Source organism: Nitratidesulfovibrio sp. (genome assembly GCF_040373385.1).
Taxonomy (GTDB): domain Bacteria; phylum Desulfobacterota; class Desulfovibrionia; order Desulfovibrionales; family Desulfovibrionaceae; genus Cupidesulfovibrio.
The window spans coordinates 507,650-522,037 of the sequence record NZ_JBDXXH010000002.1 but is presented as its reverse complement, the minus strand read 5'-3'; the positions used below and the strand labels follow the sequence as shown (position 1 = coordinate 522,037).

Here is a 14,388-nt window from a genome sequence, read left to right as displayed (position 1 = left end):
GATATTTCCGGAGACCATGACGTGACGCTGAAGCAGCCCCTGCCGGAGCGCATCCGGCCCAGCACTCTCGACGGCTTCGTGGGGCAGACCCACCTTACGCCGCGCATTGCCGCGCTGCTGAACGCAGAACGGCTGCCCAGCCTGCTGCTGTTCGGCCCGCCCGGGTGCGGAAAATCCACGCTGGCCCTGTTGCTGGCCAATACCCACGGCACCAAGGTGCTGCGCCTCAGCGCGCCCGAGGCCGGGTTGCAGCAGTTGCGCCGCGCGCTGTCCGGAGTGGACGTGCTGGTGCTGGACGAGTTGCACCGTTTCTCCAAGGCCCAGCAGGATTTTTTCCTGCCCATCCTGGAAAGCGGCGAAATCACCATGATCGCCACCACCACCGAGAACCCGTCATTCAGCGTGACCCGCCAGTTGCTGTCGCGGTTGCACGTCATGCGCCTGCGCCCGCTGGGGCGCGAAGAACTGATGGAACTCGGCAGGCGCGGCGGTGCTGCGCAGGAAGCGCCCCTGACCGACGACGTGCTGGACTTTTTGTCCGGCATGTCCCACGGCGATGCCCGCGCCATGCTGAACCTTGTGGAATACGTGGCCGGGCTGCCCGTCGAGAATCGCGGACTGGACGGCGTGCGCGCCGCCATGCCGGAAATCGTCAGCCGTCACGACAAGGACGGCGACAGCCACTACGAACTGGCCTCGGCGCTCATCAAGTCCATACGCGGCAGCGACCCGGACGCGGCCCTGTACTATCTGGCCTGCCTGCTGGAAGGCGGCGAGGACCCGCGCTTCGTATGCCGCAGGCTGATTCTTTCCGCGTCAGAGGACGTTGGCCTGGCCGACCCGCAGGCCCTGCCGCTGGCCGTGGCCTGCCAGCAGGCCGTGGAATTCGTGGGCATGCCGGAAGGGTTCATTCCCATGGCCCAGACCGTGGTGCACCTGGCCCTGGCCCGCAAGAGCAATTCCAGCTACGCCGCCTACCTCAACGCCGCGCGAGAGATAAAGCTGAACGGCCCGCAGCCCGTGCCCATGCACCTGCGCAACGCCGCCACCAAGTTGCAGAAGGACTGGGGCTACGGCAAGGGCTACAAGTACCCCCACAACTACCCGGATGGCTGGATAGAACAGGATTACCTGCCCGACGGCCTGACGGAACGCCGCTTCTACCAGCCCAAGGAACACGGCGACGAACAGCGGCTCTCCAACTGGTGGCGCAGGCTGGCCCGCCAGCGCAAACCGCGTACCGAGTAACGGCACCGTCACGGTGCACGGCCCGCACTGCGGGCACCACAGCCCCCTGCAACCACGCAACGCGCCAAACCCGCCGGAACCACGCATGCCCGAAACCGCACCGCGCTATTCCATCATCACCCCCAGCCGGGGCGACCGCCCGGTGGCCCTGGGCCTTGCCATCGACAGCGTACGCGCGGCCATGGAGCGGGCCGGGCTGGCCACCGGCGACGTGGAAATGCTGATCGGCTTCGACGGCGTGAAGGGCGAACGGATGCGGCCCGACACCTTCGTGCGCTGGTTCGACTTCCGGCCCGACAAGGACTACGGCAACGCCATCCGCAACGGGCTGCTGCGGGCCGCGCGTGGCAGGCGCATCCTGTTCCTGGACGACGACAACTCGCTGACGCCGGAAGCCTTCATCATATATGAAGCATACCCGGACGTTGACCTGCTGATCGCGCGCATCGACGTAAGCCTGGCGCACAAGGCCGCCTACCTGCCGGTGATCGAGGAAGGCCGCGACCCGGTGTGGCAGAGCAACATCGACCCGCTGTGCCTGTGCATGACCCGCGAGCTTGCCGTGGTACGCTGCGAGGGCTGGCAGGGCCGCAGTTACGAGGCGGATTACCGCAACATGCTGCGCTACTATCGCCGCGCCCGCAGCGTGCAGTTCACCGACCGCACCGTGGGCATCTACGATTCCGGACGGGGTCTGGACGAGGGCGGCCTGAATTTCCGGCAGATTAAGAAAGAGCAGGAAAACGCCGCTTCCTGACGGAGAACCTGCGCGCCTGCCCCTATCGCCCAAGTCACTCCTAGCGCCTAAGTCGCCCCTATCGCCCCTATCGCCCAAGTCACGCGCAAAGGTATTTTCCTTTCTCCGCCGCCGGGATATACGGCGGTGCAGCGCACGCCACCCCCCGCCTCGGCACATGCCGTGGCCGCGCGCCATACGCCCGACAAGACCGCAAAGGGATACGCCACATGACCGACGCCGACATCCCCACCCCCAATATGCCCGCCCCCGATATGCCCGCCCCCGACATGCCCGCCCCCGACATGCCCGTGCCGTTCACCGGCGATGCCTACACCACGCCTGTCGATGCGGCAGGCCCCATCGCCCGGTTGATCCCCACGCTGGCCTACTATCCGATGATGGCAGGCATCGTGCGCCGCGCGGCGGCGGCGGCCCTGCGCAAGGAATATCCGGCCTCGGCATGGGTGGGCAGCAGTCTGGAAATTGTCCGCGCGCTGGAACGCACCGGGGTACGGTTGCACATAGAGGGCATGGATCACTTCACGCGCCTGGAAGGTCCGTGCGTATTCGTGGGCAACCACATGAGCACCCTGGAAACCTTCGTACTGCCCTCGATCATCCAGCCGCACAAGAACGTGACCTTCGTGGTCAAGCAAAGCCTGGCCGACTACCCCGTGTTCAAGCACGTGCTGCACGCGCGTGACCCCATCACCGTGGGCCGCGTGAACCCCCGCGACGACCTTGCGGCCGTGCTGGAAGGTGGCGAGGAACGACTGAACCGCGGGATATCCATCATCATCTTTCCGCAGGCCACCCGCAGCGATGCCTTGGACCCCAAGACATTCAACTCCATCGGGGTCAAGCTGGCGCGCCGTGCCGGTGTTCCCGTGGTGCCGCTGGCATTGAAGACAGATGCCTGGGGCACCGGCTGGCCCATCAAGGACTTCGGCCCCATCCGCCCCCAGCGCACGGTGCACTTCCGCTTTGCCGCCCCCCTTGCCGTAGCTGGCAACGGCAAGGACGAGCAGGCGGCCGTGTACGCCTTCATCGCGGGCTGCCTTGCCGAATGGCGCAATGAAATTCGCGCCATTTCATCTTGACAGGGGTTGAAGTGTTGACACTCGCCCGAGGGGGTACTATAGTCTCCTTGCACTGATTGATTACCCAGTCAGCCCAGGGCGTGATCTGCACCATCCACCCTCCGGTATGCACCTACCGGCCAAGCTCTTCTGGCATCAGTACACTCCTCTCCGAGGCGGCTCCCTTTCACGGGAGCCGTCTTGTTTGTTTAAACAGTCAGCACCTGCATCAGCCCACCCACGCCACCGCCACGATATTCGAAACAGATCAAGGGTAACCTTAGCGCCGCTATCCCCCGGCAGCGCGCTGCCCCCGCTGTCAAACGGCCCACCTCCCCATCCTTGACGTGTCGCCCTTGCGATGCTAATTTTTGATTGCTTGGCCAAACAAACCGGCCCGACGCACTCCGCCTGCCTCCTTCACGCTTTCCTGGACAGGTTCGTCGGTTCCCTCGGTGCGCAAGGTGAGCAACGGAACACTCCTCACGAGACGGCCCCATTGTGGGGCCGTCTTCGTTTTGCGCTACCTGCCGCCAAAGCACGACAATCCGTACTGGATTGATCAACCATTCAAATGCATGGACTACTACAGCGCATGACAATGCAACATTTCAGAGGAATCTAGTTGACAAAACCCGCATCAACCTTTTCACTGTGCGCACAGGCGGCGTTGACTGCCCTATGCATGTAGGCTACACAGGTGCAGCTCTTCGCGGCCCCTCGCCGGGCAGACAGCGAAGGCACAAGTGTTCCCGGTGTTCCATCGGATGCGGGTCCGATGGTTCTTATGCGGCTCCACGACGAGCATCCACCCGACCGGATGCGGAGCCCCTGTATATACACCTCAAGCACTACCACGGGCCGTTGATATGAGCATCTCGAAGAAAGAAGCGTTACTTCATTCGGCAAAAGAACTTTTCGGTGAATACGGCTATGCCGACACCACCTTCAAGAAGATTTCCGAACGTGCCGGGGTGGCCCTTGGGCTGCTGACGCACCATTACGGCAACAAGGAAAAACTTTTCCTTGCCGCGGGCATCGACGTGCTCGAACAGTTTCTTGGCGTGCTGCGCGAGGCTTCCGCCAGAGGCAAGAACGGGTACGAGTCGGTCGTCAACTTCTGCACCGCCTACCTCGACTTCTCCATCGACAAGACTTCCAACTGGCTGGTGCTTGTGCGGTGTTCTCCGTACAGCGACATGAAGACCAAGACCGACCGCGACCTGATGTACGAAAAGTTCAACCAGGTACCGCGCGAACTGGAAGCCCAGCTGCGCCGGGGCATCGAGGATGGTTCCATCCGCCAGCTTCCGGTGCACGAAACGGCACAGGTGATCATTTCCATGCTGGTCGGCGCCAACCGTACCCGCCTGCTGACCCCCTATGCCCCGCCGAACCTGTACGAAGAAGCCATCCGCTTCATTTCGCGCAGCATCGCCCCGTAGCATCTCGCCCCCGCATCGCAACAGAGCCACCCAACCGCCCCCTTTCGGGGCGGTTCTCTTTTGGGCATGAAAAAAGGGCCGGAACCCGCACGGGGTTCGGCCCATCAATCGTGGATTTGCCTGAAAGAATGCCTGAAGCGACACGGCACCACGCCAGCCCGAAAAACGCGGGGATGCCTCAGCCGAAGGTGACCACCAGCGGGATGACGTGCAGCGTACGCGACATCTCGCGCGTGGGCAGCAGGCGCCATTGCAGCGCACTCTCTGCCTTGTCCAGGACACTGGCTATCTTGGCCACCACGCCGGGCAGGTCGATGACGGGATGGCGCTCGAAAACCTGCGGCAGGCCATAGGTAAGGTTGCAGGCCAGACAGTGGCCGGGCCGCTGGGTGAGCCGGAACGAGAATTCCATGCCGTTCTCGCGCTCGCCCTCGAAGGCCAGCGCAATGTCGTAGGCGCCGTCTTCCGCGTCGCCGTACAGGGCGTCGAAAAAGGCGTCAGCCCGCTCGGGCGGGAACAGGGCGGCAAGCCGTTGCGGGGTGAAGATGCGTTCGCTGCTGGTGGTGGGCATCGCTGTTCTCCCTTTTCGCGGCAGTGGCTGGCGGGCCGGGACGCCGCCCTGCGCTGCGCGGCGTACCCCCGGAAGCGGACGGGCACGATGCAGCCAGGGGCGGGAAACGGGCCAATATGCATGGTCGAGCGGCGGAACCCCTTGCCATTGCCGGAGTTCGCGGACAATCTGGCTAGCACGCACGGAGCGGCGAGGCAACCCCCTTACAGAGGACTGGTCGGCAAACGGCAGCGCAGAGCGCCGGAAGCACCGTTCCCCCGCTCCCTCAGCCCCCCTCGAATCCCGTCCCTGCCTCGTCTTCTGTCCCTACCCTATCCCCTTGCCGTCACCCCCGGTGGCATCCCTGAAATATCTATCCCCTGGCGTGTCACCGTCGTGTCACCTGACGCGCCCCTATCCCATCCGGCGCAGCACGTCGGCAACATCCACGGGCAGAATCACCGGGTGACGTGCCACGCGGCCAAGGTCGAGGCCTGCGGCCAGTTCACGCGGCGTGGTCAGCCCCGGCGCATCGCGCAGGCCCAGCCGCCAGGCAAGGTACCCCACGATGGCCCACGGCGACACGCCTGCCTCGCGCAGGGCGGCCACGCCCAGCGAGCCGTGCCGCTTGGCCAGCCGTTCGCCCTCGTGGTCCAGCAGCAACGGCACGTGCACGTATTCCGGCACGGGTGCGCCCAGCAGGCGGTACAGCCATATCTGGCGCGGCGTGCTGGCCAGGATGTCGTCGCCGCGCACCACTTGGGTGACACCCATGGCGATGTCGTCCACCACCACCGCCAACTGGTATGCGAACACCCCGTCGGAACGGCGCACGGCAAAGTCGCCCCCGCACTCGGCAAGCGACATGCACTGTGGCCCGGCAATGCGGTCGGTGAAGGCAATCACCGTGTCGTCACAGCGCACCCGCATGGCCGGGCGGCGCCCTTCGGCCAGGCGCCGGGCGCGGTCCTCCGGGCCAAGGTGGCGACAGGTGCCGGGATAGGCGGGGCCGCATTCCCCGGCATGCGGGGCGGACGCCAGCGAGCGCAGTTCCTTGCGGGTGCAGAAACAGGGGTAGACGTGCCCTTCCCGTTCCAGCCGGGCCAACGCATCGGCATACAGGGCCAGACGTTCGCTTTGGGAATACGGACCGTGGGGACCGCCGCGCGCGGGCATGCGGACATGGCTGGATGCGTCGGCAGCGCCGGTCGGCAGCGCGCCTCCCGGTGCGCCCTGCCGGGCGGGCAACGGATCGGACACCTGGCCTGAGAGTGGATACGCCAGATCCGGAAACTCGGGGCCCTCGTCCCAGTCCAGCCCCAGCCACAACAGATCGCGAACCATGCCCGCCGCGAATTCCGGGCGCGACCGGTCCGGGTCGATGTCTTCCATGCGCAGCACCATCTGCCCCCCGGCGGCGCGCGCGCACAGCCACGCCATCAGGAAGGAGGCGGCATTGCCGAGGTGGATGTGCCCCGTGGGACTGGGGGCCAGGCGCCCGCGAACGGGTCGGGACCGATCCGGTGATGCGACGGGTCGGGACCGATCCAATGGTGCGTCGGACAGGCCACTGGAACAGCTTGCGGATGGCACGCACGAAGCGCGACTACCCTGTGGCATGATGCAAGAATCCTGATGCGACATGCCCGTACCGGCATCACCTTCCGCCCGGAATGTCAAGGATGGGGCGACGGAATGCGGAGCCATCGGGCACGCACCGAAGACATCAGCACGAAACATCGCATATTTTCAGACACATGTAAAACCAACAACAAAACAACAAACAATCGATCAATACGCACCGCCCTGAAACGACAAAGAGGATACGAGACAATCATCTCGTATCCTCTTGTTTTTCTGGTGCGCCCGACAGGAATCGAACCTGTGGCCTACAGCTTAGGAGGCTATCGCTCTATCCGACTGAGCTACGGGCGCAGGAATCGAAGGTGTCTAGACGATGCCGTAGCGCATTGTCAAGGTCAACATCGGCGGCACGCGGCTTCGTGCAGGGATGGAACCGATGGATTCGGACCTGTGGCAGACTGCCTGGGGGGAGGGCTGCCGCTCATTCTGACCGCACTTGCCCGTCAATCTGAATCCACCTGCCCGGCCAGCCGCACGGCCAGCGCGCGCAGTTCCTCGCCCTCTTCCAGTCCATCGATGAACCGTTGCGGTATGCCGGACAAGCCCACCTGCGCCCCCACCAGCGCCCCGGCAAGGATGGCCCGCACCTGATTCTGCCCGCCGCCGTTTACCGCATGCAGCACGGCGGACTCGAAGTCGTCGTGAAAGCGCGCGGCAAGGTAGTAGGCCGCCGGAAGCATGTGGTAGATGGCGCAGGGCATGCCGTACACCAGCGAAACCTTCCACGCCGGTTCGATGCGGATGTCCGGGTCTGCCGCTGCCGCCGCCATGTAGCCGGGCAACAGCAGCGCATCGGGCGAGGCAAACCGCCCGGCGCGCGGCGGATCCGGGTCGCCGGGGCGCGGGGCCTGAAAGCCGTCGCGGGTTACCGCATGAAACGGCAACACCCCGTCCTTAACCTGATGCATTAACGTTTCGGAAATTGCCGGGGTCAGCTGGTGCCCCTGCACCAGCAGCGCCAGCACCGCGCCATAGGCCACGGTGAGCGACAGCACCACGTCGTCGCACTGGGTCAGCGCCGCATTGCCGCTGACGGCGGCGGCCAGCCGGGCGGGCTGCGTGGCGTAGCGCACCGCAATGGCCAGGGTGCGCTCGATGGCTTCGGTGGTGTCCGCGTGGCCTGCGGTCTGCCCCCACGGCAATCCCTGCTCCACCCTGCGCCGCCATGCCTCGCGAATGGACTGGCTGGTGTAGTTGCCCGGCCCGCTCACCGGCTGCCCGTTGAGCAACGGAAACAACTCCTCGTCCATGCAGCGGCAGAAGTCGGCCTGGTCGTACCCGCCCCGTTCCACCAGCGAGCGCACCGTCAATTTCAGGATGAACCCCGCCTGCGACAACTGCCCGGCCTTCATGCCGTCGTGATAGCGCCCCGGCCTGGGGTCGGTGTACCCGCTGATCCACGGGCCGTAATCGCGCCGCAGTTCGGCAAGGTCATAGTACCAGTGCGGGCCAAGGCCCAGCGCATCGCCAATCCACGCGCCCATCAGCGCCCCGGCGGCGCGGTCGGGCATGGAATCAGGTGCTGTCATCATGGTTATACTCCTGCGCGAAGGAAAGAACGAGAAAGACCGTGGCGAACCCATCCATGGCCCCGAATCTCGACCATTGCTCGAACCTGTCCACACATACCACGTTCCGGAACAAGCGGCACCCCATGCACGACGCCCCACGCCTGAAAAACAAGGCGGCTACGGGTATACCGCAGCCGCACGCCACCATTCGAAACACCCGGCAATAACGCCGAGGCCAACCGCCCACTTATCCTATGTCATACTCCCGCATCTTCCGGTACAGCGTCTTGCGGCTGATGCCGAGCGCCGTGGCGGCCAGCGAGCGGTTGTTGTCGTAGAATTCCAGAATGCGGGCGATGTGTTCGCGCTCCATGGCCTCCAGCGTCAGCGGCCCCTGCGATTCGCCGCCGGAACCGTGCTGCCCCGCCGTACCGCCACCTGCCGCGCCGCTTCCCGGTCCGCCCCCCGCCCCCCCTGCCCCGCCCGCCCCGCCAGCAAGGCCCGCCAGTTCACGCGGCAGGGCGTGTTCGGTGATCAGGTTGTTTTCCGCAAGGATGATGCTGCGCTCCAGCACGTTGCGCAGTTCGCGCACGTTGCCCGGCCACGCATATTGCATCAGGCAGGCCATGGCCCGGTCGGAAATGCGCAGGTCGTCGCGGCCGTTGCCCAGCCGGGCCAGAAAGAATTCGGCCAACAGGGGAATGTCCTCCTTGCGGTCACGCAGGGGGGGCATTTCAATGTTGAATACGTTGATGCGGTGGTACAGCGCCTCGTGAAAGCGCCCGGCCTCCACCTCGCCAGCCAGCGAGCGGTTGGTGGCGAAGATGAGCCGGATGTCGCAACTGCGGTGATCCTTCTCGCCCACCCGGCGGTAGGTCTTGTTTTCCAGCACGCGCAGCAGCGATGCCTGCACCTCCACCGGCAACTCGCCTATCTCGTCCAGAAACAGGGTGCCCTTGTTGGCGAAGGCCATCAGCCCGTCGCGGTTTTCCAGCGCGCCGGTGAACGATCCGCGCACATGCCCGAACAGCTCGCTGCGCGCCAGTTCCTTCTGCAACGTCGCGCAGTTCTTGATGATGAACGGCTTGTCCGCCCGGGTGCCCAACGACTGGATGGCGTGGGCGGCCACTTCCTTGCCCGCCCCGCTGTCGCCCGTGATCAGCACGGGCACGTCGGTGGGGGCCACCTTTTCGATCAGGTAGCGCACCTCCTTGATGCCCTGCGAATTGCCGATCAGGGTCACCCCCGGGCGCGCCCCGTCGCGCGCGTGGCGCAGGGCGCGGTTTTCGTTGCGCAGAAAGGCCCGCTGGTAGGCGCGCTCCACCACCACTTCCAGTTCGGTCAGGTTGAACGGCTTGGTGATGTAGTCGTAGGCGCCCAGCTTCATGGCCTCCACGGCGTTGTCGATGTTGCCGTGCCCGGTGATCAGGATGACCTCGGTATCCGGGTAGCGCTGGCGCAGTTCCACCATGAATTCGATGCCGTCGGCATCCGGCAGGCGAATGTCCAGCACCACCACCTCGTACGTGGCGCGGCGCAGCCGCTCGCGCGCCTGCCGGGCGCTGGTGGCCACGTGCACGGTACGGGTGGGGGTGGAAAGTTCCTTTTCCAGCAGCTTGCCGATGGACGGTTCATCGTCCACGGCCAGCACGGTGTAGGTGGTGCGCACGGCGGTTACTCCGGCGGAAGCGGCAGCGTGACGGTGAACGTGGAGCCTTCGCCGACCCGGCTTTCCACGCGGATGTCGCCACCGTGTTCCGTGACGATGGTATAGCAGGTGGACAGCCCGATGCCGATGCCCCGGCCCACCGGCTTGGTGGTGAAGAACGGCTCGAACAGCGAATCAAGATGTTCCGGCGGAATGCCGCTGCCCGTATCACGTACGGAAAATCCCGCGTGGCGTCCGTCCCGGAACGGGGTGACAGTGATGACCGCCTCGACGCTGTTGCGCGCCCTCCCCCCGTTCACGGTGGGGAGTTCTTCGGCACCGCCTGCCGCACCACCATCCGCACTGCCCGCGTCCCCTTTCGGGGAACTGGCCTGGCCCTTGCCATCCCCCCCGGCAGGCCCGTCAAAGGCATCCAGTGCGTTCACCAGCAGGTTCAGCATCACCTGCTTCAACTGCGCCTCGCACCCCAGCACCACCGGGGCCGTGGGGCACAGCCGGGCGTCAATGCGCACGCGGCGGTACTTGGGTTGCTTCAGGTGGTTGTGCAGCAGCTTCAGGGTGTCGCCCACAACCACGTTCAGGTTGACGGGCGAGAATTCCGAGGAATGCGGCCTGCTGAAGGTCAGCAGCGAATGCACGATCTCCTGGCAGCGGCCACATTCACCAAGAATGGTCCCGGCGTAGTCCGCAAGGTCGGCGTGCATCTCCGGGTCCACCGTGCCGCGCAAACGCTCCACCCGGCGCAGGATGCCCTCGGCAAAGCCGTGAATGGCCGTGAGCGGGTTGTTCACCTCGTGCGCTACCCCGGCCGCCAGCATGCCCACCGTGGCCATTTTCTCGGCCTGGTGGAACTTGGCCTGGAATTCCTTTTCCAGGGTCACGTCGCGCTTGAAGATGAGAATCTGGCGATCCTGCGTGGCCGGGTCCTTGATGGGCGAGGCCACCATCTCGAACTGCAACTTGCGGCCATTGATGCGGAAGATGGACGTCTCGCGGCATACCTCGTCGGTAACGAACGAGCGGTGCGCCGGGCATTCCGGGCAAGGGTGGTCCTGCTGGCGGAATATCTCGTAGCAGTAGCGCCCCTCCGGTTCGCGCACGCCCAGGATGTCGTAGAACACGTGGTTCACGGCAATGATGCGCAAATCCTTGGAAAGCACCATCATCAGGTCGGTGATGCCGTCCAGGATGGCCTCTATCTCCAGGCGGTTGCGCTCCGACTCCCGGTGCGCCGCCTTCAACTGCACGATGGTCTGGCGCAGTTCCTGAAAGAAGCCCAGCTTGCTGTGCTCTATGCCGATAAGATCGTCTAGGCTGGTTCCCTGGGCCATGTCACCACGCCTCTTCGCAGATGGTCAGCAGGTCCTGCCAGGTGACCGCGCGCGGATTGGTCAGGGTGCAGGCATCGGGAACCGCCGTACGGGCAATGGTTTCCAGCGCGGACCTGTCGGGCAGCAGTTGCCCCAGCCGCACCGGCACGCCCAGCCCGGCAAAGAATTCGCCCAGCCGGTCTATGCCCGCTCGGGCGATGCTTTCCGCGCTGGCCACGCGCGGCCCCACCACGATGCGCCCGATGGCAGCCAGCCGGTCCACGCTCACCGGCAGGTTGTAGCGCATCACGTGCGGCAGCAGCACCGGGTGCACCAGGCCGTGCAGCACGTCGAACATGCCCCCCAGCGAATGGGCCAACGAATGGCCGATGCCGAGGCCTGCGTTGCTGAACGACATGCCCGCCGCCGTGCTGGCGATGCTGAGCTGTTCCAGCGCTTCCGGGTCGCGCCGTTCCACGGCGGGCATCAGGTTGGCCATGATCAGTTCCATGGCGCGCAGGGCCTGATGGTCGGTGAACGGAGAGGCCAGCAACGACAGGTACGATTCCACGGCATGGGCAAAGGCGTCGATGGCCGAGGCGATGATCAGTTCCTCGCTCTTGGTCAGCAGCACCTGCGGGTCGATGATGGAGACGTTGGGGACCAGCGAGCGGCTGATGATGGACATCTTCAGGCGGCGCGCAACGTCGGTGATGATGCAGAACTGCGAGATGTCCGACCCGCTGCCCGCCGTGGTGGGCAGAAAGATCATGGGCGGCAGGGGCCGCATGATCTTGTTGGCCCCCTCGTAGTCGCTGATGCGCCCGCCGTTGCCCACGATGGTGCCGATGCCCTTGGCCGTGTCCATGGGACTGCCGCCGCCCAGGGCGATGACCACGTCGGCGCGTTCCTCGCGGTATATCTGCGCGCCCTCGTGCACCTGATGATCGCGCGGGTTGGAACTGCAATCGGCAAAGTACACCCATTCAAGGCCGTTGCCGCCCAGGATGTCCATGACCCGTTCCACCCAGCCGCTGGATTCCAGCCCCTTGTCGCTGACCAGCAGCACGCGCGAGGCGCCCAGCCTGCGGGCGCACGGCGCAAGATGATCAAGGCTGCCATGCCCGAAGATGATCTCCGGAATGGCGAATTTGGTGATCCGCATGTAGTCCCTGCTCCCGAAGCCCGCGCCGTGCGGCGGGGCGCCGCCTGCCCTGTGTATCGTAGCCGCCGGACTATCCGGCTGCGCCACCGTGCGCGGCATCCCACAACGCCACGCACGGAATTGCCGTGCAGCCGACCCACGACGGCGTCACGGCAGTGTCACCCGATCATGCGCTATGTCAGCAGCCTGCACATCGGCGGACCGTGCCCGTCGCCGTGCCCATACACTGCGGCATGCGTCCCGCCTGGCTGATGCCCCGGCTGGACGATCACGAGCCCATCGGAACGGGTGACCATGTCGCGGATATAACCACGCCGGGCGAATTCCTGCAACAGCGGCAGGATATCCCGGCCCTTTCCCCTGGGCGCCATGGCCCGCAGGCGTCGCGGATCGATCAGGCAGGTTTCGCGCAGGGTCCAGGCCACGCCCAGCAGCCATTTGCCCAGCCCGTCGCGCCCCAACGCGGCCCGGTCGGCGATGAACCGCGCAATGCCTGGCGCATCGCGCAGCGCAGTGAACGGCTCTGGGCCGAACTCGATGCGCAGGGTGCCGGAGGCCTCGTCGCGCACCACGGCGGATACAAGCTGCATCCGCGCGGCGAACCGGCCATCGCCGCAGGCCATGCGTGCCTCGTGCAGGCGGTCCAGCCGCGCGGCAAAACGGGCCGTCCCCGCCCTGCCCCCAAGGCCGGCCAGTCTGGCGGGCTCGTCCGCCGGGCAACGCAGCCGGGAACTACCCTGGCGCAGTCCCAGCAACAGGCAGGCCAGATAGACATCCAGGTCGCCCTGGTCCAGCCACGGCCCCTCGCAGGTGACGGCGGCGGAAAGCGCCAACGGTGTCACGGGGCGCAGGCAACGACGTTCGACACGCAGGTAGGCTGCGGCAAACAGGTCCGAGGCCAGGAACAGCGAAGGGATGTGATCCAGAAAGACACGCTCGTCGGCAATGCTCCACGCGGGCACGCCCCCGGACTCTGCCGGACGGGGGCCGGGTGACAACGGGACGATGGCAGGATCACCGAAGGGTGAAGTATCGAAGGGGGATGACAGCAACATCAAGGCCTCCCGCGCTGGCCGGGCGGCACGGACGTCGCAACACCCGTGGCACACGGCCCGCCTGTATCCACCGCCCGCGGGAGGCTGCGCGGGACGGGCATGGGACGCTGGGCCATGGAGATGACGGACGGTCGGGTGCCTCTTTCCGACCGTCCGCCCCTCCATTGCGCCGGTCCGCACCCGGTGCGGACCGGCCCCGCGCGCGCCGTTGCGTCGGTCGTCGCGCGCGGAACATGCTTGCACTGGCGGCCGCCAGTGCGCCAAATACTAGGCGTGCACCTGGGCCAGCATGGCGGTAAGGGCGCGCAGATGGACGCGTTCTTCCGCGATGCAGGCATCCACCGCCGCCTTTTCCTGGGCGGGCACCAGCTCGCGCATTTCGGTGAAGAACAGCAGGGTGTCCTTCTCGAACTGGATGGCCATGCGCAGGGCGGTGGCGTGGTCGGCGGCGGCGCCCTTGAGCGCGGTCAGGGTACCGGCCTGGGTAAACAGCGCGTGCGAATCGAGCAGCGCGTGCAGGTATTCCACATACTCGGCGGCAATGCTCCACGCAGGCAGTTCCACGGGGCCGACGCGGTCGGCCATGGCGCGAAAGATTGCCTCGTGCTTGGCCTCTTCGGCGGCAAGGTGCTCGAACAGCGCCTTGACCTCGGGACTGGTGGCCATGGCCACGGCCTGATTGTACACGTCCTGGCCGCGCTGCTCGATGCGGATGGCGGCGGCGGTGACGTCTGCGGCGTTGAAGAACTCGGCCATATGCTCTCCGTAGGTCCCCGGCGCGGCGGTCCCGCGCCGGGGGCTTGTGGACTGTCCAAAAGTACTCTCAATGCTGACAGGGAGCAGTTTTCCCGTCTGCCCGCGCTCCCGCCCGCAAGGCAGGATTTTGTTCGCTGGCAAGGAAACCAAGCCCGCCAGGCGGGAGCATACTCTTCTCGTATTCGACCGCGTGGCGGGCGTCGGTTGACGCAGCCAG

Annotated in this window: 12 protein-coding genes and 1 tRNA gene; 4 read left to right on the top strand and 9 right to left on the bottom strand. The window is 65.7% G+C overall.

All coding sequences use genetic code 11. The features are described from left to right. Window positions 1-21: 21 nt before the first annotated feature. The 4 genes from ABWO17_RS05335 to ABWO17_RS05320 all read left to right on the top strand — a co-directional run bounded on the left by ABWO17_RS05335 (window position 22) and on the right by ABWO17_RS05320 (window position 4,511). Window positions 22-1,248 carry a replication-associated recombination protein A gene (locus tag ABWO17_RS05335; protein WP_353116529.1) on the top strand — a complete coding sequence of 409 codons (1,227 nt, stop codon included), beginning with the start codon at window positions 22-24 and terminating at the stop codon, window positions 1,246-1,248. An 85-nt stretch (window positions 1,249-1,333) separates the two neighbouring features. Then, window positions 1,334-2,005, top strand: coding sequence for a glycosyltransferase family protein (locus ABWO17_RS05330; RefSeq protein WP_353116528.1), 672 nt, complete (start codon window positions 1,334-1,336; stop codon window positions 2,003-2,005). Between the two features lie 254 nt (window positions 2,006-2,259). After that, window positions 2,260-3,087 carry a lysophospholipid acyltransferase family protein gene (locus tag ABWO17_RS05325; RefSeq protein ID WP_353116646.1) on the top strand — a complete coding sequence of 276 codons (828 nt, stop codon included), beginning with the start codon at window positions 2,260-2,262 and terminating at the stop codon, window positions 3,085-3,087. A gap of 848 nt (window positions 3,088-3,935) precedes the next feature. After that, window positions 3,936-4,511 carry a TetR/AcrR family transcriptional regulator gene (locus ABWO17_RS05320; RefSeq protein WP_353116527.1) on the top strand — a complete coding sequence of 192 codons (576 nt, stop codon included), beginning with the start codon at window positions 3,936-3,938 and terminating at the stop codon, window positions 4,509-4,511. 178 nt (window positions 4,512-4,689) lie between these two features. Here ABWO17_RS05320 and ABWO17_RS05315 read toward each other — a convergent pair whose 3' ends face one another. The 9 genes from ABWO17_RS05315 to ABWO17_RS05275 all read right to left on the bottom strand — a co-directional run bounded on the left by ABWO17_RS05315 (window position 4,690) and on the right by ABWO17_RS05275 (window position 14,171). Next, window positions 4,690-5,082, bottom strand: coding sequence for a pancreas/duodenum homeobox protein 1 (locus tag ABWO17_RS05315; RefSeq protein WP_353116526.1), 393 nt, complete (start codon window positions 5,080-5,082; stop codon window positions 4,690-4,692). Window positions 5,083-5,475: 393 nt separating this feature from the next. After that, on the bottom strand, window positions 5,476-6,555 hold the full coding sequence (locus tag ABWO17_RS05310; protein WP_353116645.1) for a glutamyl-Q tRNA(Asp) synthetase: 1,080 nt from the start codon (window positions 6,553-6,555) through the stop codon (window positions 5,476-5,478). A 364-nt stretch (window positions 6,556-6,919) separates the two neighbouring features. Further along, window positions 6,920-6,996 (bottom strand) — tRNA-Arg (locus ABWO17_RS05305). Window positions 6,997-7,148: 152 nt separating this feature from the next. Then, window positions 7,149-8,216, bottom strand: coding sequence for an ADP-ribosylglycohydrolase family protein (locus ABWO17_RS05300; protein WP_353116644.1), 1,068 nt, complete (start codon window positions 8,214-8,216; stop codon window positions 7,149-7,151). A 247-nt stretch (window positions 8,217-8,463) separates the two neighbouring features. Beyond that, window positions 8,464-9,885 carry a sigma-54-dependent transcriptional regulator gene (locus ABWO17_RS05295; RefSeq protein WP_353116525.1) on the bottom strand — a complete coding sequence of 474 codons (1,422 nt, stop codon included), beginning with the start codon at window positions 9,883-9,885 and terminating at the stop codon, window positions 8,464-8,466. 5 nt (window positions 9,886-9,890) lie between these two features. Beyond that, window positions 9,891-11,216 (bottom strand): two-component system sensor histidine kinase NtrB, encoded by a 1,326-nt coding sequence (locus ABWO17_RS05290; RefSeq protein ID WP_353116524.1) that lies wholly within the window; start codon window positions 11,214-11,216, stop codon window positions 9,891-9,893. 1 nt (window position 11,217) lies between these two features. Next, window positions 11,218-12,360: an iron-containing alcohol dehydrogenase gene (locus ABWO17_RS05285; RefSeq protein ID WP_353116523.1), complete on the bottom strand. Its 1,143-nt coding sequence runs from the start codon at window positions 12,358-12,360 to the stop codon at window positions 11,218-11,220. A gap of 173 nt (window positions 12,361-12,533) precedes the next feature. Beyond that, window positions 12,534-13,415, bottom strand: coding sequence for a hypothetical protein (locus tag ABWO17_RS05280; RefSeq protein WP_353116522.1), 882 nt, complete (start codon window positions 13,413-13,415; stop codon window positions 12,534-12,536). 267 nt (window positions 13,416-13,682) lie between these two features. After that, window positions 13,683-14,171: a ferritin-like domain-containing protein gene (locus tag ABWO17_RS05275; RefSeq protein WP_353116521.1), complete on the bottom strand. Its 489-nt coding sequence runs from the start codon at window positions 14,169-14,171 to the stop codon at window positions 13,683-13,685. Window positions 14,172-14,388: the final 217 nt, after the last annotated feature.

What these genes read in the sequence shown, in the direction of transcription:
- ABWO17_RS05300 (WP_353116644.1), bottom strand. Translation starts at nt 8,216, where the DNA reads ATGCCCGACCGCGCCGCCGGGGCGCTGATGGGCGCGTGGATTGGCGAT.
- ABWO17_RS05325 (WP_353116646.1), top strand. Translation starts at nt 2,260, where the DNA reads ATGCCCGCCCCCGACATGCCCGCCCCCGACATGCCCGTGCCGTTCACC.
- ABWO17_RS05280 (WP_353116522.1), bottom strand. Translation starts at nt 13,415, where the DNA reads ATGTTGCTGTCATCCCCCTTCGATACTTCACCCTTCGGTGATCCTGCC.
- ABWO17_RS05285 (WP_353116523.1), bottom strand. Translation starts at nt 12,360, where the DNA reads ATGCGGATCACCAAATTCGCCATTCCGGAGATCATCTTCGGGCATGGC.
- ABWO17_RS05290 (WP_353116524.1), bottom strand. Translation starts at nt 11,216, where the DNA reads ATGGCCCAGGGAACCAGCCTAGACGATCTTATCGGCATAGAGCACAGC.
- ABWO17_RS05320 (WP_353116527.1), top strand. Translation starts at nt 3,936, where the DNA reads ATGAGCATCTCGAAGAAAGAAGCGTTACTTCATTCGGCAAAAGAACTT.
- ABWO17_RS05315 (WP_353116526.1), bottom strand. Translation starts at nt 5,082, where the DNA reads ATGCCCACCACCAGCAGCGAACGCATCTTCACCCCGCAACGGCTTGCC.
- ABWO17_RS05330 (WP_353116528.1), top strand. Translation starts at nt 1,334, where the DNA reads ATGCCCGAAACCGCACCGCGCTATTCCATCATCACCCCCAGCCGGGGC.
- ABWO17_RS05275 (WP_353116521.1), bottom strand. Translation starts at nt 14,171, where the DNA reads ATGGCCGAGTTCTTCAACGCCGCAGACGTCACCGCCGCCGCCATCCGC.